Below are 18,167 nucleotides of genomic sequence, written 5' to 3' on the forward strand. Positions count from 1 at the left end.
TCAGCCGACGGCCCCTTCCATCTGAAGCTCGATCAGGCGGTTCAACTCCAGCGCGTACTCCATGGGCAGCTCGCGCGCGATGGGCTCGACGAACCCGCGCACGATCATGGCCATGGCCTCGTCCTCGTTGAGGCCGCGCGACATCAGGTAGAACAGCTGGTCCTCGGACACCTTGGAGACGGTGGCCTCGTGGCCCATGGCCACGTCGTCCTCGCGGACGTCCACGTACGGGTAGGTGTCGGAGCGGCTGATCGTGTCGACCAGCAGCGCGTCGCACTTGACCGTGGACTTGGAGTGGTGCGCCCGCTTGTTGACCTGGACCAGGCCGCGGTACGAGGCCCGGCCGCCGCCGCGCGCCACCGACTTCGACACGATGGTCGAGGAGGTGTGCGGGGCCATGTGGACCATCTTCGCGCCGGTGTCCTGGTGCTGGCCCTCGCCGGCGAACGCGATCGAGAGGACCTCGCCCTTGGCGTGCTCGCCCATCAGGTACACGGCCGGGTACTTCATGGTGACCTTGGAGCCGATGTTGCCGTCGACCCACTCCATGGTCGCGCCCGCCTCGGCCTTGGCCCGCTTGGTGACCAGGTTGTAGACGTTGTTCGACCAGTTCTGGATCGTCGTGTAGCGGCAGCGACCGCCCTTCTTCACGACGATCTCCACGACCGCGGAGTGCAGCGAGTCGGAGGAGTAGATCGGGGCGGTGCAGCCCTCGACGTAGTGGACGTAGGCGTCCTCGTCGACGATGATCAGCGTCCGCTCGAACTGGCCCATGTTCTCGGTGTTGATCCGGAAGTAGGCCTGGAGCGGGATGTCCACGTGGACGCCCTTGGGCACGTAGATGAACGAGCCGCCGGACCAGGTCGCGGAGTTCAGCGCGGAGAACTTGTTGTCGCCGGCCGGGATGACCGAGCCGAAGTACTCCTTGAAGAGCTCGGGGTGCTCCTTGAGACCGGTGTCGGTGTCCAGGAAGATGACGCCCTGCTCCTCCAGGTCCTCGCGGATCTGGTGGTAGACCACCTCGGACTCGTACTGGGCGGCGACGCCCGCGACGAGGCGCTGCTTCTCCGCCTCGGGGATGCCGAGCCGGTCGTAGGTGTTCTTGATCTCCTCGGGCAGGTCCTCCCAGGAAGCGGCCTGCTTCTCGGTGGAGCGCACGAAGTACTTGATGTTGTCGAAGTCGATGCCCGACAGGTCGGAGCCCCACGACGGCATGGGCTTGCGGTCGAACAGCCGCAGCGCCTTGAGCCGGTACTCGAGCATCCACTCGGGCTCGTTCTTCTTGCCCGAGATGTCCCGGACGACGTCCTCGTTCAAACCACGACGGGCGCTCGCGCCTGCCACATCCGAGTCGGCCCAGCCGAACTCGTAGTTCCCGATGCTCGCCAGGGTCTCTTCCTGGGTGAGCGGGACCGTGGTGGTTCGCTGCTCGGCAGCGGCAGTCATGCGGGCTCCCCTCCATGTGGGTCGCGGGGTGTGTTCGGGGTGCTGCTCTTCGGGATGTGCGTGGTGCAGACGGCGTCGCCCCTCGCGATGGTGGCGAGCCGCTGCACGTGCGTGCCGAGCAGGTCGGCGAAGGCCGCCGTCTCGGTCTCGCACAGCTGCGGGAACTCCGCGGCGACGTGCGCGACCGGGCACAGGTGCTGGCAGAGCTGCTCGCCCGCCCCGGCGGCGCGCGCCGAGGCAGCGTAGCCCTCCCTGCTCAGCGCGGCGGCCAGGGCCTTGGTCCGCCCGGCGGGCTCGCACTGCTCCACGATGGCCTGGCGGTGCCGGTCGACGAGTGCGTGCACCCGGCGCTCGGCGAAGGCCCGTACCGCCTCCTCCCCGCCCTGTTCGGCGAGGAACCGCAACGCGGCCACGGCGAGGTCGTCGTAGGCGTGCCCGAAGCGGGCGCGCCCCTGCTCGGTGAGCTGGAAGAGCTTGGCGGGCCTGCCGCGACCTCGCTGGCCGCGCCTTGGCGCCTCCCGGCCGGTCGCCTCGCCGTCGGCGACCAGCGCGTCGATGTGCCTGCGCACCGCGGCCTGGCTGATGCCGACCCGCTCCGCCACCGAGGCGGCGGTGATGGGTCCTTGCTCCAGCAGCAGTCGGGCCACGATGTGCCGGGTCCGACCGTCGTGCCCCTGGGGCACGGCGGCGTGGAAGGCCCCGGCGTTTTTCACAACACCAGTGTTGCTTATTTAGGGCGAGGGTGCAAAACCGGGGGGCGGAGGGAGCGGGGAGGGGGCTGTGAGCTGCGGGTTTGGAGGTTCGGGAGGGAGTGGGGGCGGTGAGCGTAAAGGCGGGGCGGGGAGTGGACGGGGCGCGGAACGGCGGGGACGACGGGCGGTGTGGCGGGCGGCGGGCGGCATGGCGGGCGACGGGCGGTGGGCGACGGGCGGCGAATCGACTCGGCGGCGATGACGGGCAAGACGGCGACAGCGGCTGATGACCGGGCGAGGGCGAGACGGCGGCACGAGGGTCACGGGGGCACGGCGCACCTAAGCGGGCAGATGACCAGGCGCGGGTGAGATTTCCCGGCGCGGGCGCGGCAGTCGGCCCGGACAGCGCGGTGGCGCGGTGGCGCGGTGGCGCGGTGGCGCGGCGGCCCGGCGGCCCGGCGGCCCGGCGGACGTTGAAACGGATCAGTTATCCACATCGTGCTACCGTCCGACCCGGAAACGGATAGTTCATCCGATCAACCGGAGGGGTCATGGGCGCGAAGCGTGCCGTCGTCACGGCGGGCACCGGCGGGATCGGGTTGGAGACGGCGGTGGGGCTGGCCGAGGCCGGGTTCGCGGTCACCGTCGTCGGGCGGGACGCCGGGCGGGGCGCGGCGGCGGTCGAGCGGATCGACGCCGCGGGTCGGGCGGCGGGCGGCGGCGCGGTCCCGGCGCGGTTCCTGCGGGTCGACCTGTCCTCGCTCGCCGAGGTGCGCGGGTTGGCCGGGGTGCTCGGCGCCGAGGGGCGCCTCGACGTGCTGGTGAACAACGTGGGCGGGTTCTTCGTGGAGCGGCGGGAGTTCGGCGGGGTCGAGGCCTCGTTCGTGCTCAACCACCTGTCGCCCTACCTGCTCACCGAGCTGCTGCTGCCCGCGCTCACCGCGAGCGCCCCCAGCCGGGTGGTCGCCGTGTCCTCGGCGGCGGTGGCGCTGGGCGGGCGGCGGTTCGACTCGGCCGAGCCGGGCGGGAGTTACTACGGGTTCCACCGGTACGGGCGGGCCAAGCTGGCGAACCTCGCCTACTCGCTCGACCTCGCGAAGCGGCTGGAGGGGACGGGGGTCGCGGTGCTCGCGGCCGATCCCGGCGGGGCGTCCACCGACCTGAGCACCAGGACCATGACCGACCCCCGGATCGTCAGCCCGGCGCTGCGGGTGCTGTGGCCGGTGCTGGGGCGGGTTTTCGCGCGCTCCACCTCCGGGTCGGCCCGCGACGCGGCGCGGTCGTCCCTGGTCGCGGCCACCGATCCGGGACTGGCCGGGCGGACCGGGATCGTGATCGGGGCCGACGGGCGGGTCGCCAGGCCCGCGCGGGCCGCGACGAGTCCCGCCGTGGCGGCCTCGGTGCGGCAGCTCAGCGAGCGGCTGGTGGCCGAGCGGCGCGACTAGACTCGCCCGCGTGCCGACCACCCCGCTGCGCAAGGACGCCGCCCGCAACTGGGAGCGGATCGTCCGCGTGGCCCGCGAGCTGATCGACGACGGCTCGCCGGTGCAGCTCAACGACGTCGCCCGCCGCGCGGGGCTGGGCGTCGGCACCGTGTACCGGCACTTCCCCACCGCCGAGGCGCTGGTGGAGGCGGTGGCCGCGCCGGGGCTGGAGGAGCTGGTCGCCGCCGCCGAGCGGGCCGCCGCCGACCCCGACCCGTGGCGGGCGTTCGACGTGTTCCTGCGCCGGGTGGTGGAGGTGCAGGTGACCGACGCGGCCGTGCCCGGCGTCGCCTCCTCCCCCACCGACGCGCTGCCGCGCACGACCGAGCTCAAGCTGTCGATGTGGGCGGTGGGCGGGTCGGTGCTCGACCGGGTGCGGGCCGCCGGGCTGGTCCGGCCGGACCTGACGGCGGACGACCTGACGCCGCTGGTGTGCGGCGTCGCGCACGCGGTGGGGTTGGCGGGCGGCACGCGGGAGCAGCGGGTGGCGACCGCGCACCGCTACCTGGACCTGCTGCTCGGCGGACTGCGCGCGGCTCCCCCGGCGGCCTGAGCGGCCCCTCGCGGTGCGCGACCGTCGTGCGTGGTCGCCACCTCGCAGTCGCTACCCTGCGCACGTGGGGACGGGTGCAGAGCGGGTGATCAGCGGCGCGGTGCTCGGTGACCGCGACGGGATCGGCGAGGCGGCTCCGCTGGAGGCCGTCGAGCGCAGGCAGTTGGACATCGTGCGGCGGTGGGGCACGGTCGGCGCGCTGCTGCTCGCGGTCGGGTCGCTGGGCGCGGGCGCCGCGCCGGTGCTGAGCCCGCTGCCGGGCACCCCGGTGCTCGGGCTGTTCGCCCGGATGCCCAGCGCGACGCTGGCGGTGGCCTGGACCGGCATCTTCATGATCGTCTCGGCCTGGCTGTGGCTCGGCCGTTTCGCCCGCCCCGGCCGTCCCCGGCTGGTCTCGCGCAGCCAGATGGACCGCACGCTGATGATGTGGATCACGCCGCTGGTCTTCGTGCTGCCCATGTTCAGCCGCGACGTCTACAGCTACCTCGCGCAGAGCCAGATCGCCGCCAACGGCCAGGACCCGTACGAGCTGGGACCGGCCACGGCGCTGGGCGTGGACAACGTGCTCACCCAGAACGTGCCGACCATCTGGCGCGAGACCCCCGCCCCGTACGGGCCGCTGTTCCTGGCGCTGGGCCGGGTCATCTCGGCGGTGACCGGCGACCACGTGCTGCCCGGCGTGTTCCTGCACCGGATGCTGGCCCTGGTCGGCCTGGCCATGATCGTGTGGGCGCTGCCGCGCCTGGCGGTGCGGTTCGGCGTGCCCGAGGTGAGCGCGCTGTGGCTGGGCGCGGCCAACCCGCTGGTGCTGTTCCACCTGGTCGTGGGCGTGCACAACGAGGCGCTGGCGATCGGCCTGATGCTGGTGGGCATCGAGGTGGCGCTGCGCCGCCTGCCGGTGCACAACCCCGGCGACCCGCTCACCCGCGACGAGCTGCTGTGGGTGGCGCTCGGCGCGGCCCTGATCACGCTGGGCGCGATGGTGAAGCTCCCGGCCGCGCTGGCGCTGGGCTTCCTCGGCATCATCGTGGCCCGCAGGCGCGGCGGTCGGCTGCGGGACCTGCTGTCGGTGGCGGTGTTCATGCTGGCGGTGGCCGTGGTGGTGACCGTGGCGACCTGCTTCGGCACCGGGCTCGGGTTCGGCTGGACCGAGACGCTGAACACGGCGGGCACGGTGAAGAGCTGGATGTCGCCGCCGACCGCGGTGGGCTTCCTCGGCGGCGGGCTGGGGCTGCTGCTGGGCCTGGGCAACCACACCGACTCGACGATCGCGCTCGCCAGGCTGATCGGGCAGGGCGTGTACGTGGTGATCGTCGGCTCGCTGCTGTGGAAGGCGTTCCGGGGCCGGATCAAGGCGGTCAACGGGCTCGGCGCGGGCCTCGGCGCGGTGCTGGTGCTCGGGCCGGTGCTCCAGCCCTGGTACCTGCTGTGGGCGGCGCTGCCGCTGGCGACGGCGGTGCTGGCCAAGCGGTTCCGGCTGGTGGCGACGGCGGGCAGCGCGATCATCGCGGTGGTGCTGCCGCCGACCGGGGCCGCGTTCGACGGGCGCGCGTACGTGCTGCCGCAGGCGGTGCTGGGAGCGGTGCTGGTGTTCGCGCTGTGCCTGTTCGTGGCGCGCAAGCACGTCGGACCGCTGATCAAGCGCGATCCGCTGCCCGGCGCCGCGTAGCTCGACCGTGAGTCCCCGACCACGCTGAGCAGCAATTCGGTCACGAGGGGTAACCCCCGATCACCCGCACGAGATGTCCGTGGTGTCCTTCCAGTGTCCGCAGGGATCTTGGAAGCCCACCACGGGTGATCGAGGGGGAACGGGCGTGAGCGCTGGCTCCGAGCAGTCCGGGCAGGCCGGGCAGAGCGGTCAGGCTGGACAGTCTGAGCAGGTCGGTCAGTCCGGGCAGGCCGCCGGGGGCATCCCGAAGGAGCAGGTCCGCTTCGCGGTGGTGCTCAACGGCGGGGTGAGCCTGGCCGTGTGGATGGGCGGCTCCGTGCTGGAGCTGGACCGGCTCACCCGCAGCACCGGCCCGTACCGGCACCTGCTCGACATGGTCGGCGCGACCGCCCGCGCCGACGTCATCACCGGCACCTCGGCGGGCGGCATCAACGGGGCCGCGCTGGCGCTCTCGCAGGTCAACGAGGCCGCGAAGCTGGAGCGGCTGCGGGACCTGTGGTCCGAGCAGGGCCGCATGGAGCAGCTGCTGCGCACCCCGTTCCAGGGCGACCCGGTGTCGCTGCTGCGCGGCGACGAGTTCTTCCTGCCCCGGCTGCACGAGGCCCTCGAACGCCTCACCGACGACTACCGGCCGCTGCCCGCGCACGAGCGCCCGGTGGACCTGCGGATCACCACGACCCTGCTCACCGGGGTGCCGTCGGTGACCTACGACGACCTCGGCGAGGCCCTGGTCCAGTCCAGCCACCAGGGCAGCTTCTCGTTCCGCCGCGACCCGTACGGCTGGGCGAGGCCCGCCGGGGAGACCGCGCAGGAGCGCCCGCGCGACGACTTCGCCCCGACCGGGCTGGACCGGCTCATCCCCAGGATGGCGCTGGCCGCGCGCGCGTCCGCGTCGTTCCCGTTCGCGTTCGAGCCCTCGCGGGTGCCGGTCAACGGCGGCGGCCCGGTCGACATGGCGGGCGTGGCCTCGTGGACCGACGGCGACCGCGACCTGTCCCGGTACGCGGTGGACGGCGGCGTGCTGGTCAACACCCCCACCAGGGAGGCGCTGGAGGCGATCGACCGGATGCCCGCCGAGGGCCCGGTGCGGCGGGTGATGCTGCTGGTGTTCCCGCACGCGCCCGGCGCGCCCGAGGGCGCCGCGTCCCCCGAGCCCGGCCCGCCGACGGCGGTCGGCGCGGGCGGGCAGCTGCTGGGCGCGCTGACCAGCCAGAGCGGGCGCACCTACGTGGAGCGCATCGAGGAGCACAACCGGCGGGCCGCGACCCGGCGCGGCGGGCGCAGCGCGCTGCTGTCCCGGCTGCACCGCGAGGACGCGCCGATCACCCGCAGCCTGTACGAGCTGACCAGGACCCTGCGCGGGCACTACGAGGACGTGCGCATCCGGCTCGCCGCCCGCGACCTGGCCACCCGCGAGCTGGACAAGCCCGGCTCGAACGCGGCGGGCTGGACGTTCGAGCGGGTGCGGGCCGCCGCCGAGGTCGCGCAGCGGAGCTGGCTGCGCGAGCACGGCAGCCTGCCGTACGTGCCGGTGCCGCCGCTGCCGGTGGCCGCGCCGGTCACCGGCTGGCCGTGGGGCATCTCGATGGCCGAGCGGCTGGTCACCGCCGCGATGGACCTGCTCAAGCGGCTGGTGTGGGTGGTGCCCGCCGAGGGGCCGGGCCTGGACGACTGCGCGCTGATCACCGGCGACCGGACCGTGCTGCACCGGGTGCGCGCGGAGCTGCGCAGGCTGCACGAGGAGCTGGACTCGGAGCAGGTGCGGGCGGGCGTCGAGGCGCGGGTGCGGGCCTCGCTGCGGCTGCCCGACGACCGGCCGGTCGAGCTGAACCAGATGTACTGGCGGGAGCGGCTGCAGAACTTCACCGAGCGGATGGGCGCGGACTCCGACGAGGAGCTCGGGCAGCGGGTGCGGGCGCAGGTGGCGCTGGTCGCCGAGGTGCTCGGGCACGCGCACGCGATCATCACCCGGTTGAGCCCCGAGCGGCGGGCGATGGTCGGGCTGGAGCCGTGGTGCCTGCTGCTGACCGAGCCGGTCACGCGCGGCGAGGCCGAGGTGGGGCTGGTCGGGGACGACGTGTGGCTGTCCCGGCTGCTCGCGCTGGAGGTGGCCACGACCTGCCTGGCCGACGACTCGATCAGCGGGCTCGACCAGGCCGTGGAGCTGGTGCAGGTCAGCCTGCGCACCCGCAACGCGTTCGCCGACTACAGCCGCACCCCCGACGACAAGGCGGGCGGGGCGTCGCTGAGCCGGTTCTCCGGATTCCTCAAGCGGTCGTGGCGGGTCAACGACTGGATCTGGGGCAGGCTCGACGGGGCGTCGATGCTGTGCCGGGTGCTGTTCGAGCCGACCAGGCTGCGGCGGGTCGACAAGCTCGCGGGCGGACTGCCCGGTGACGCCGCGCAGCGCGCCGGGGCGGTCGTGGCGGACCTGGTGGCGGAGCTGTTCGGCAGCGTCCTGCCCGAGGAGCTGCGGGCGGCGCGGGACGCGGCGGTGGCCGAGCTGACCGGGGTGTACGCCTCCGGCGAGGCCGACCTGCCGCCCACCTGCGCGGCGCTCGCCGACCTGGCCGCGTGGGGGCTGCACGCGCGGATCATCTGCGAGGAGCTGCCCGCGCTGCGGCAGGCGATCCTGGCCGACCGGGCGGACGGGGCGGACCGGCGCTCGCGCGGCGAGCTGTTCCTGGAGGAGCACGCCGGGCTGCTGGCCAGGCTCGCCACGCCGCCGATCAGCACCGAGGAGACGGCGGCGCTGGGCGTGCTGGCGCTGCGCGCGTTCGACCGGGCGGGCATCGGGCGGGAGCCGATCGGCCAGGAGGCGGGCAGCGACCAGGTGATCCGCACGGCGGCGACGGCGGCGGCGGTCGCGGTGACCGTGGCCGACAGCGACCGGTCGGGGCTGGGGCCGGTGAAGCCGCTGACCAGGGCGCTGCGCGGGGCGGCGCTGCTGCCCTACTGGATGATCAACGGGTTGACCAGGGGCGGGAACCTGGCCCGGTTCCTGGGGCTGGTCGGGCTGGCGCTGGGCGGGGCGCTGCTGGTGCTGTCGCTGTTCGACCTGCTGCCCGGTTGGGCGGTGGCCCCGGCCGCCGCGCTGGGGGCGGCGACGCTGCTGGCCGCGTTCGGGTACGCCGCGCTGCGGTCGGGGACGCTGCTGCACGGGCTGGTGCTGCTGTCGCCGGTGCTGCCGCTGGTGTCGGTGGCGGTGACGCGGTCGGAGGCCGCGCTGGGCGGCGGCACGGGCCAGGAGGGGGCGACCACGGGGGTGGTCGCGATCGCCGGGGTGGGGGTGGTGGTGGCGTGCCTGCTGGCGCTGGGCAGCCTGCCGTCCCCGGTGGGCACGCCGCTGGCGGTGCTCAAGCGGGTGCGGGTGCCGAAGCGGCTGGTCGGGGTGGTGGTGGCGGCCGGGGTGCTGTGGTTGGGCGCGCGGGCGGCGGCTGGGTGGTTGGCCGAGGCGGACTGGTGGGTCCTGGGGTTGGCGTCGCTGGTGGCGGTGGCGATCGGGTTCGGCGCGTCGTTCTCGCTGGGGCGGTCGATGCAGCGGTGGCGGCGGGCCGAGGAGCCCGCCGTGGTGGACGGCGGCGCGGGGTCGGGCTCGGGGGCGGGCGTGGACCCGTCCGGTGACGGTTCGCCGTGGGTCACCGAGCACGCCGAGCCGCCCTCGGCGGCGACCGCCGGGTGGGCCGGGGTGTACGGCACCGGGTACCTGGCGCTGGGGGTGCTGGTGCGGGCGCTGGACCTGGACTCCCCCGCGTGGAACGCGGTGCTGTGGACCGGGGTCGGGTTCGGGGCGGTGCTGCTGCTGGTCACCACCTGGTGGGTGCCGCTGCGCGGGCGGGCGCGCATCCTGGCGGGCATCGAGGACCAGGCGGTGCTGGCCGGGGTGCGCGACGAGGCCGCGTTCCTGCGCAGGTTGGAGGGGCACGGCAGCCTGTTCCGGTTCCTGGTGGGCGTGCGGGACGGCCACCCGGTGCTCAGGCCCGCCGGGAAGCGGGCCGCGCGCCGAGTGGCCGACCGGGTCGCCCGCGCTCAGGCGGCGAGCGCGGCGGGTGCGGCTGCCGTGACCGAGCCCATCGCCTCGGCGTAGAGGCCCTCGAACGTGGCCAGGGTGGAGTCGATGGCGTGCGCGGCGATCAGCTCGCCGCTCGCCGCGCCCATCCTGGCCCGCAGCGCCGGGTCGGCGGCCAGCGCGTGCAGCCTGGTGGCCAGCTCGGCGACGTCGCCCGGCTGGAACAGCCAGCCGTTGCGGCCCGGCCTGCACAGGTGCGGCAGGGCCATCGCGTCGGCGGCCACCACCGGCTTGCCCGCCGCCATGGCCTCCATCGTCGCCAGGCTCTGCAGCTCGGCCACGCCGGGCATGCAGAAGATGTCCGCGCCCGCGTAGGCCTGGAGCAGCTCCTCCTCGTCCACGAAGCCCCGGAACCGCACCCGGTCGGCGATGCCGAGCCTCTCGGCGAGCTTCTGCCACTCCGCGCGGCAGGAGCCGTCGCCGACCAGGTCGACCTTCACCAGCGGCACGAGCGCGGCGGCGCGCAGCAGCTCGTCCACCCGCTTCTCCTCGTCCAGCCTGCCGACGAACAGCACCGTCGGCCGGTCGTTCGCGGGCGCCGGGTAGCGGCGGTAGCGGTCGACGTCGATGCCGCAGGACACCGGCACCGCGCGGCGCGGGAACCCGTTGTCGTGCAGCAGGCCCACCGCGCGCGGCGTCGGGGCGGTGACCACGTCGGCGACGTCGAAGACGTTGCGCAGGTCGCGCCACGCCCAGCGGGAGGCCACGCCCTGGAGCCAGCCGGGAACGTGCGCGTGGCCGAACAGGTTCTCCGGCATGAAGTGGTTCGTCGCGGCGGTGGGGATGCCCCGCTCGGCGGCCAGGCGCAGCGCGTAGCGGCCGACGACGAAGTGCGCCTGCACGTGGACCACGTCCGGGCGGACCGCGTCGAGCACGCCCGCGACGTCCTTCGACACCTGCCAGGGCACGCCGATCCGGAACGTGCGGTGGAACGGGGTCCGGTGCGAGCGCAGGCGGTGCACGGTGATGCCGTCCACCCGCTCGGTCCGGGGTCTGCCGCTGGGGTCCAGGCACACGACGTGCACGTCGTGCCCGCGACCGGCGAGCCCGACCGCGAGGCGGTGCGCGAACCGCGCGGCGCCGTTGACGTCCGGCGGGAAGGTCTCGGCGGCGATGAGGATGCGCAGGGCGCGGCCGTCGGTCACGTCGTTCTCCGTTCCGAGGTGTTCGATTCGCTCCACCAGGGGACCGGGGCCCCCGGTGGTGGTGCCCCTCCGCGCGGGACGGCCCTCGCGGGCTGCCGCGCCCCGGTCCGCTGACCGTTCGCGCGCGGGGGTGAGGAGCGGCTGGACGCCGCGGTGGTCTGGGGTGTGGCGGGTGGGGATGTGGCGGGTGGGGGTGCTGCGGGCGGGGGTGCCGCTGGCGGGGGCTGCCTGCCGGGTGGCACTGCGGGCGGGGGTGCTGTCGGCGGGCGCTACCTGCCGGGCGGGGGCACTGCTGGCGGGCTCTGCCTGCCGGGCGGCACTGCGGGCGGAGGCGCTGTCGGCGGGCGCTACCTGCTGTGCGGGGGTGTGGCAGGCGGCGGTGCTGCGGTCCGGGGCACTGCGGTCCGGTGCGCTGCGGGCGGGCTCTGCCTGCCGGGCGGCGCTGCGGGCGGGGGCGCTGTCGGCGGAGCCGTCGTGCCGGTCGTGCTCGACAGCGGGGTCATGCTCGACAGCGGGCTCGTGCTCGGCGCGGGCGAGGGCGACCACGCCGGCGACCGCGACCCCGGCCACCGCGAGCTGGCCGAGCGCGACCGGGACGCCGGTGGCGGCGGCCTCGCCGAGCAGGAACGCGCCGAGGCCGACCGCGACCAGCGGGTCGACGGCGGTCAGGCAGGCCACCACCAGGTGCGAGGAGCCGCCGGAGTGGGCGTGCTGGATGAACCAGCCGCCGACCAGCAGCGCGACCACGATGGCCACGACGGTGAGCGCGGACGACAGGTCGAGCGCACCGGTCTGGAAGTCCTGGGACACCGCGCGCATCAGCAGCGACACGCAGCCGTAGGCGACGCCGCCCGCCGAGCCGAACGCCAGCGAGCGCAGCGCGGGCCGGGTGGCGACCACGCCCGCGAGCCCGGCGGCGGCCAGCAGCGCCAGGCACACCAGCACCGCCTGGAGCTCCGCCTCGGGCGGCACCTCGGTCGGGGTGGCGCTGCCCGCCGCGAGCAGCACGAACGCGCCGACGCCGAGCGTGGTCACCAGCACGGCGGGCAGCCGGGCCCAGCGCCGGTCGAGCACGGCGGTGACGCCGATCGCCAGGACGCCCACGGGCTGCACCACGCTCAGCGGGGCCATGCCCAGCGCCACCGCGTGCACGCCCGCGCCCACCACCATCAGCACCAGCCCGAGCAGCCAGCGCGGCCTGCCCAGCAGCGCGGCCACCCGCAGCGGCCCCTCCACCGCCCGCACGGCCTCGTGCTGGAGGCGCGCGGCCAGCGCGAAGAAGACCGCCCCGACCACCGCCAACCCCACCGCGATCCACGTCACGACGTCCCCTCCCGCCTGGAGAGCGCAGCCGCCAGCGTGAACAGCAGCGCGTACAGCACGACGAACAGGACGCGTTCGAACAGGCCCAGCAGGACCAATCCACTACCCGCGCCGAGCACCGCCGTGTGGCTCAACATGAATGCTCCGGAAGCGAATCCGGCGAGTATCGAGAGACGCCGCAGCAGAGGGCTCGGCAGAAATGCGCGGGAAACCAGCCAACCCGCTATCGGCAGGCTCGCGAACATGACCGCGCCCGCGTACCTGTGCACCAGTCCGGTCACCGAGGTGGGGGCTCCGACCGGGTCGGTCGGGAAGACCGCCACGACGGCCAGCCCCGCCGCCCACAGGCCGATGAGCACCGCCACCGGCCCTCGCCTCGGCAAACCCGAGCGCACCATGCCCACCAGCAACGCGATCGACCCCACCGCCAGCGCGAGAGCGGTGAAACCCAGCAGCCAGGTCCCACCGGAAACGGAGACGTAATCGCTGATCGTGTTCTGGACAGGGCTGATCGTACCGCCGGACGAGAGGTGCAGGTAAACTACGGGAAAAGGCGAGACGGCCAGTGCGGCAACAGCCAGCGCCCTCGGCGCCTCGACCATTTCCACCCTGTTCGCGTCCACAGGGAGATAATGGCGGAATGATCCATCCGGGGATATCGGGAAGTCCCCCCACACGACCCTGGAGCTTCCTGGAGAACCCTGGTGGGGCCAGCCCCACCCCCATTGGCCTACGCTGCCCTTCGTGAGCCCGAAACCCCATCGCCCTGCCGTGGAAGTGTCGGGGCTGGTGAAGCGGTACGGCGCCAAGACCGCGGTGAACGGCCTCGACCTCGTCCTGGAGCAGGGCAGCGTGCTGGCGCTGCTCGGCCCGAACGGCGCGGGCAAGACGACCACCGTCGAGGTGTGCGAGGGCTTCCGCTCCGCCGACGCGGGTCAGGTGCGCGTGCTCGGACTGGACCCCGCGCGCGACGGCGACCGGCTGCGGCCCCGAGTGGGCGTGATGCCCCAGGGCGGCGGCGGTTACCCCGGAATCCGGGCCGACGAGATGCTGCGGCTGGTGGCCGCGTGCGCCGCGAACCCGCTGGACCCGGCCTGGCTGCTGGAGGTCCTGGGGCTCGACGGCGTCGGCCGCACCACGTACAAGCGGCTGTCCGGCGGGCAGCAGCAGCGCCTGTCGCTGGCGTGCGCGCTGGTCGGCAGGCCGGAGCTGGTGTTCCTGGACGAGCCGACGGCGGGCATGGACCCGCAGGCGCGCAGGCTGGTGTGGGACCTGGTGGCGGCGCTCAAGGCCGACGGGGTGAGCGTCCTGCTGACCACGCACCTGATGGACGAGGCCGAGGCGCTGGCCGACCACGTGGTGATCGTGGACAGCGGGCGGGTGGTGGCGCAGGGCAGCCCGAGCGAGCTGACCGCGCACGACGCCGACGAGCAGCAGCTGCGCTTCCGCGCCAAGCCCGGCCTGGACACCTCGCTGCTGATCGCCGCCCTCCCGGAGGGCATGGGGGTGCGCGAGACCGTGCGCGGCGCGTACCTGGTGGAGGGCAAGGTGGACCCGCAGGTGGTGTCGACCGTGACGTCGTGGTGCGCCCAGCAGGGCGTGCTCGCCGAGGAGCTGACGGTGGCCAAGCGCAGCCTGGAGGACGTGTTCCTGGAGCTGACCGGCAGGGAGCTGCGGTCGTGAGGTTCGAGCCGGGCACGTTCGCGCCCGCGCCGGGCAGGGCCCCGCTGGGGCGGATGCTGCTGGCTCAGGCCAGGACCGAGGCGCTGCTGACGCTGCGCAACGGCGAGCAGCTGCTGCTGACGCTGATCATCCCGCTGGGGCTGCTGGTCGCGCTGACCCTGGCGACGGTGCTGCCGGTGCCCGACCCGAGGGTGGCGTCGGCGTCGGCGCGGGTGTTCGCGCTGGCGGTGATCTCGTCGGCGTTCACCGGGCAGGCGATCGCGCTGGGCTTCGACCGGCGGTACGGGGTGCTCAAGCGGCTCGCCGCGACCGCGCTGCCGAGGTGGCTGCTGGTGGCCGGGCGGATCACCGCCGGGTTCGCGGTGGTCGTGGTGCAGATGGTCGTGCTGGGCGTGACGGCGCTGCTGCTCGGCTGGTCGCCGACCGCCGCCGGGCTGGCCTGGGCGGTGCTGCTGGTGGTGCTGGGGACGCTGGCGTTCGGCGCGCTGGGCGTGCTGCTGGGCGGTGCGCTGCGCGCGGAGGTCGTGCTGGCGCTGGCGAACATCGTGTGGTTCCTGCTGCTGCTGGTCGGCGGGGTGGCGCTGAGCCCGGACTCGATGCCGTCGGGTGTCGGCGCCGTGGTGGGCCTGCTGCCGTCCGCGGCGCTGGTGGAGGGCCTGGAGGCCGCGCTGGTGCACGGGACCGGGCCGGGGGTCGGGCCGGTCGCGGTGCTGGTGGTGTGGGGCGCGGTGGCGGGGCTCGCGGCGACGCGGACGACGAAGCTGAGCTGACCCGAGCGGCACCGACGGTCTCCCGAGAGCGGAGCGCCCCCAGGTGGGCGCTCCGCTCTCGGCTTTCCGGCCCCGTTTCACCCGTTCTCCCCCGAAATCACCCGTTGAGCGGTCACCATGTGGACCCATCACACGGGAAGGCCTTGGGGGCGTGCTTTGTCAGCGGATTTCGAGCAGCTCGTCGCGCAGTTCGAGCGGTTCCAGGCGCGGATGACCCGCGTCGAGGGGCAGTTCGCCGGGGTCGACGACATGCGGCAGCGGTTGGCCGAGCTGGAGGTCGCGGCGACCTCGGCGGACCGGTCCGTCACCGTCGTCGCGGGACCGTCCGGGTCGATCCTGGACATCAGGCTCACCGAGCAGGCCGTGCGCAAGCCCGCGCACGCGCTCGCGGGCGAGCTGATGTCGACGCTGCGCAAGGCGGTCGCCGAGGCGGCGCGCAGGCAGGCGGGGATCGTCGACGGGGCGATCGGCGAGGCGTTCGGCGACGACCTGGACCTGACCGAGCAGGTGCTGGAGACCCAGGCGGAGCTGTTCGGCATGTCCAAGGAGGAGCTGCGGGCGGTGACCGCCGACGAGGCGACCACTCCCCCGCAGCAGGCCCCGCCGCGCCCACCGGCGCCGCCTGCGCCACCGGCACCGCCGGCGCCGCCCGCGCGCCCGACGCCGCAGGGACAGCCGCAGGGCGGTCCGGTTCCCGGCAGGCCCCAGCCCGGACAACCGCAGCCCGACCGGGCGCAACCCGGTCAACCGCAGCGCCCGCAGGGCCGTGAACCGCAGCAGGAGGACTTCTCCGAGCGGAACTTCATGAAGGACGACTGGAAGCAGCCGGGGTCGAAGCCCCAGCCGCCCGGTCAGGGCGGCAAGCAGGACGACCGCTTCCTCAACCTCTACGACGACGAGGACGGGCGATGAGCGACGGGTTCAGCGTGGACCCGGCGGAGCTGGAGGGCTTCGCGGGCGCGGCCGAGGGGCACGCGGGCACGGCCGGGCAGATCAAGGGCCTGGTCGACCGGGCCGACGTCGGCGACAAGTCCTGGGGCGTCGTCGGGCTGTTCGTGAAGAGCACCTACACCGGGATGCTCGGCGACCTCAAGGAGCTGTTCGGCGACCTGGAGGAGGGCCTGCAGGGGGTGGGCGAGCGCTTCCGGGCGACCGCCGAGGACTACCGGGGGCCCGAAGAGGCGATCCAGCGGGCCTTCGACGGCATCGACACCGGAAGCGGCGGGAGGTAGCGCGTGGCCGAGGAGAAGGTGGCGGCGGGCGGGGTCGAGATCACCGTCGGCGAGAAGACCACCGGGGAGAAGGCCGCCGAGGCCGCCCCGTTCTACGGGAACTACCTGAAGACCGCCGAGGCGGCGAGAAAGCGCGACGATCCCGGCGGGGAGCAAGCGCTCGTCTCGGAGGGGTCGGCGCTGTTCGACTCGCTGAAGACCTCCGCGACGTCCGTCGCGATGGACCCGCTCGGCTGGCTGATCGGGCAGGGGCTGAACTTCCTGATCAGCGTCGTGCAGCCGCTGGAGGACGCGATCCACTTCGTCAGCGGCGACGGTCCGGCGCTGGCGCAGGCGGCCGAGAACTTCAACGCCATCGGCGAGGGCGTCGCGAAGCTGCGCGAGTCCTTCGACCGGGACCTGAGCGGCCAGGTGCAGGGCTGGGAGGGCGAGGCCGCCGAGGCCGCCGCCGAGCGCCTGGGGCAGTTCGCGGGCGGCGTCGACGGGGTCGCCGGGCACGCCGGTGAGCTGGCCCGGTTCCTCCAGATCTCCAGCATGATCATGACCGTGGTAGAGGACGTGATCAAGGCGATCCTCACCGAGCTGATCACCTGGCTGATCATGATCTGGATTCCCGCGCTGGCCGCCGCGATCCCCACGGCGGGCGGCTCGACGGCTGCGGCGGGCGCGGCCACCGGCGTGCGGGTCGCGGCCAGCGCGGGCCGGGTCGCCCGGATCGTCGCCAAGCTGCGCGGGTTCCTGACCAAGATCGTGGACTTCCTCCGCCGCCTGGTCGGCCGGATGCGGAACATCCGCCCCGCCTTCCAGAAGGCGATGGCGGACAAGGCCGCCGCCAGCAGGGCCGCCGACGCCCGCCTGGCGCGTCAGTCCGGGCCGGATTGGCGGAAGACGCTGAACTCCCCGCTCGACCGGTTGATGAGCAAGGACGGCATGGTCGGCGAGCGGGTGCAGCAGGGCGCGGGCAGGTCGTTCGCGAAGGCGGCGGGCGAAGAGCTGGTGAACCAGGTGCTGCCGCTGCACGAGAAGGGCGCGCGGAACCGCGCGGGCGACGAGAAGCAGGAAGCCTACGGCGAGACCGGGACCGACCGGTCCAAGCAGAGCATCAAGGGAGATCTGGACCTCTGATGGCCGAGAAAGCTGTTCTGCCCGCAGTGGCGGAGAGCATGGTGGAGTACCTGACCAGTCCCCTCACGCTGGTGGTGCTGGGCGCCTGGCTCACGTTCGTGCTCCTCCGCCGCTGGTGGCAGTTCCGCAAGCGTGGGCGGGACCTGGCCGAGCTGGCCACCGCGCTGGCGCCGCTGGCGAGCGCGCGCGGAGGAGAGGTGACGGGGCTGGGGAGCCAAGCGACGCCATGGTCGGCGTCGGTGCGGCCGCTGCTCTCCGGACAGCGCACCAGGGTCTACCCGTGGCCGTTCTGGCTCTTCCAGCGGTCGGCGTTCCGGTCCGACCTCGCGCTGGACCTGCGGCACGGCCCCTGGCACGTCCGGGTCACCGAGAGCTCGGTGCGGATGGCGCAGCCGCGCACGATCGGCGTCGTCTGGCTGGTGGAGCACCGGATCGAGGTGGCCACCTCCCCGCTGCCGCCGATGTCCCTGCTCCGGCTCGGGGACCTGCCCCACCACGAGCGGATGGCGCACGCCCACGAGGCCAGGCTGCCGGTCGCGGGCGAGCGGGACCGGGACAGCCGCGTGCCGCTGGACCCGCCCGTGGACGTGGAGTTCAGCGCGCGCGGGCTCGACCTGGCGAGCGCGCGCAGCGCGTTCACCGCGGAGGCGCTGAGCTGGTTCGCCGCGCGCACCGACGCCCTGCCCGGCCCGCAGCAGGACGTGAAGTGGCAGTTCGACTCCGGTTTCCTCTACGCCGTCTTCGAGGGGCCCATCGACCCGGCGACGGTGCTCCCCGTGGTCGACAGCGCCCTCGGCCTGCTCGACCGCGTCCCCCACGCGCGGCCCCGGCACCCGGCAGCCGCGAGCTGACCGGCCCGCCGCCGCCCGGCCCGCCGCGCCGGGCGGCGACGTGCCCGACACCCGGCCGTCCGGTCAGCAGGACCTAGGTCCCTTGCCACGGGCCGCCTAACCATGCCCGGCCCGATCTTGTCAAC

Annotated in this window: 14 protein-coding genes; 10 read left to right on the forward strand and 4 right to left on the reverse strand. The window is 74.2% G+C overall.

Annotated elements, in window-relative coordinates; translation table 11 throughout:
* Positions 1-1,446: a Fe-S cluster assembly protein SufB gene (gene sufB, locus LV78_RS36250; RefSeq protein ID WP_015803861.1), complete on the reverse strand. Its 1,446-nt coding sequence runs from the start codon at positions 1,444-1,446 to the stop codon at positions 1-3.
* On the reverse strand, positions 1,443-2,159 hold the full coding sequence (locus LV78_RS36255) for a helix-turn-helix transcriptional regulator (protein ID WP_253850624.1): 717 nt from the start codon (positions 2,157-2,159) through the stop codon (positions 1,443-1,445). The genes sufB and LV78_RS36255 overlap by 4 nt, the downstream gene beginning before the upstream one ends.
* A gap of 530 nt (positions 2,160-2,689) precedes the next feature.
* Between LV78_RS36255 and LV78_RS36260 the strand changes: the two genes are divergently transcribed.
* The 4 genes from LV78_RS36260 (at position 2,690) to LV78_RS36275 (ending at position 9,931) form a co-directional block, all read left to right on the forward strand.
* The gene (locus LV78_RS36260; protein WP_253850625.1) at positions 2,690-3,583 is read left to right on the forward strand and encodes an SDR family NAD(P)-dependent oxidoreductase; all 894 of its coding nucleotides are present in this window, start codon (positions 2,690-2,692) and stop codon (positions 3,581-3,583) included.
* Between the two features lie 10 nt (positions 3,584-3,593).
* Entirely contained in the window at positions 3,594-4,175 is a 582-nt protein-coding gene (locus LV78_RS36265) for a TetR/AcrR family transcriptional regulator (protein WP_253850626.1), read from the forward strand.
* 64 nt (positions 4,176-4,239) lie between these two features.
* Positions 4,240-5,844 carry a polyprenol phosphomannose-dependent alpha 1,6 mannosyltransferase MptB gene (mptB, locus tag LV78_RS36270; RefSeq protein WP_253850627.1) on the forward strand — a complete coding sequence of 535 codons (1,605 nt, stop codon included), beginning with the start codon at positions 4,240-4,242 and terminating at the stop codon, positions 5,842-5,844.
* 145 nt (positions 5,845-5,989) lie between these two features.
* Positions 5,990-9,931: a patatin-like protein gene (locus LV78_RS36275; protein WP_253850628.1), complete on the forward strand. Its 3,942-nt coding sequence runs from the start codon at positions 5,990-5,992 to the stop codon at positions 9,929-9,931.
* Here the strand turns inward: LV78_RS36275 and LV78_RS36280 are convergent.
* A complete protein-coding gene (locus LV78_RS36280; RefSeq protein ID WP_253850629.1) occupies positions 9,874-12,381 on the reverse strand; it encodes a glycosyltransferase in 2,508 nt (835 codons plus the stop codon). The two genes, LV78_RS36275 and LV78_RS36280, sit on opposite strands and share 58 nt — an antisense overlap.
* Positions 12,378-13,004, reverse strand: coding sequence for a DUF998 domain-containing protein (locus LV78_RS36285; protein ID WP_253850630.1), 627 nt, complete (start codon positions 13,002-13,004; stop codon positions 12,378-12,380). Before LV78_RS36285 ends, LV78_RS36280 begins: the two co-directional genes overlap by 4 nt.
* Before the next feature lie 121 nt (positions 13,005-13,125).
* On the opposite strand from LV78_RS36285, the gene LV78_RS36290 reads away from it, so the two are divergent.
* From LV78_RS36290 to LV78_RS36315, 6 genes are all read left to right on the forward strand, one after another.
* Positions 13,126-14,064, forward strand: a complete 939-nt coding sequence (locus LV78_RS36290) for an ABC transporter ATP-binding protein (RefSeq protein ID WP_253850631.1) — start codon at positions 13,126-13,128, stop codon at positions 14,062-14,064.
* Between the two features lie 53 nt (positions 14,065-14,117).
* Positions 14,118-14,834, forward strand: coding sequence for an ABC transporter permease (locus LV78_RS36295; RefSeq protein WP_253850725.1), 717 nt, complete (start codon positions 14,118-14,120; stop codon positions 14,832-14,834).
* Positions 14,835-14,990: 156 nt separating this feature from the next.
* Positions 14,991-15,746, forward strand: coding sequence for a YbaB/EbfC family nucleoid-associated protein (locus LV78_RS36300; protein WP_253850632.1), 756 nt, complete (start codon positions 14,991-14,993; stop codon positions 15,744-15,746).
* Positions 15,743-16,066 carry a WXG100 family type VII secretion target gene (locus tag LV78_RS36305; RefSeq protein WP_253850633.1) on the forward strand — a complete coding sequence of 108 codons (324 nt, stop codon included), beginning with the start codon at positions 15,743-15,745 and terminating at the stop codon, positions 16,064-16,066. Before LV78_RS36300 ends, LV78_RS36305 begins: the two co-directional genes overlap by 4 nt.
* A gap of 3 nt (positions 16,067-16,069) precedes the next feature.
* On the forward strand, positions 16,070-17,191 hold the full coding sequence (locus tag LV78_RS36310) for a hypothetical protein (RefSeq protein WP_253850634.1): 1,122 nt from the start codon (positions 16,070-16,072) through the stop codon (positions 17,189-17,191).
* Positions 17,191-18,042, forward strand: a complete 852-nt coding sequence (locus tag LV78_RS36315; protein WP_253850635.1) for a hypothetical protein — start codon at positions 17,191-17,193, stop codon at positions 18,040-18,042. Before LV78_RS36310 ends, LV78_RS36315 begins: the two co-directional genes overlap by 1 nt.
* Positions 18,043-18,167 lie beyond the last annotated feature (125 nt).

This window comes from Actinosynnema pretiosum (genome assembly GCF_024171695.1).
In the GTDB taxonomy this organism is placed as follows: domain Bacteria; phylum Actinomycetota; class Actinomycetes; order Mycobacteriales; family Pseudonocardiaceae; genus Actinosynnema; species Actinosynnema pretiosum.

Bases quoted from the DNA above. Each gene is read 5' to 3' on its own strand.
- LV78_RS36305 (WP_253850633.1), top strand. From the start codon at position 15,743: ATGAGCGACGGGTTCAGCGTGGACCCGGCGGAGCTGGAGGGCTTCGCG.
- LV78_RS36295 (WP_253850725.1), top strand. From the start codon at position 14,118: ATGCTGCTGGCTCAGGCCAGGACCGAGGCGCTGCTGACGCTGCGCAAC.
- LV78_RS36315 (WP_253850635.1), top strand. From the start codon at position 17,191: ATGGCCGAGAAAGCTGTTCTGCCCGCAGTGGCGGAGAGCATGGTGGAG.
- sufB (WP_015803861.1), bottom strand. From the start codon at position 1,446: ATGACTGCCGCTGCCGAGCAGCGAACCACCACGGTCCCGCTCACCCAG.
- LV78_RS36260 (WP_253850625.1), top strand. From the start codon at position 2,690: ATGGGCGCGAAGCGTGCCGTCGTCACGGCGGGCACCGGCGGGATCGGG.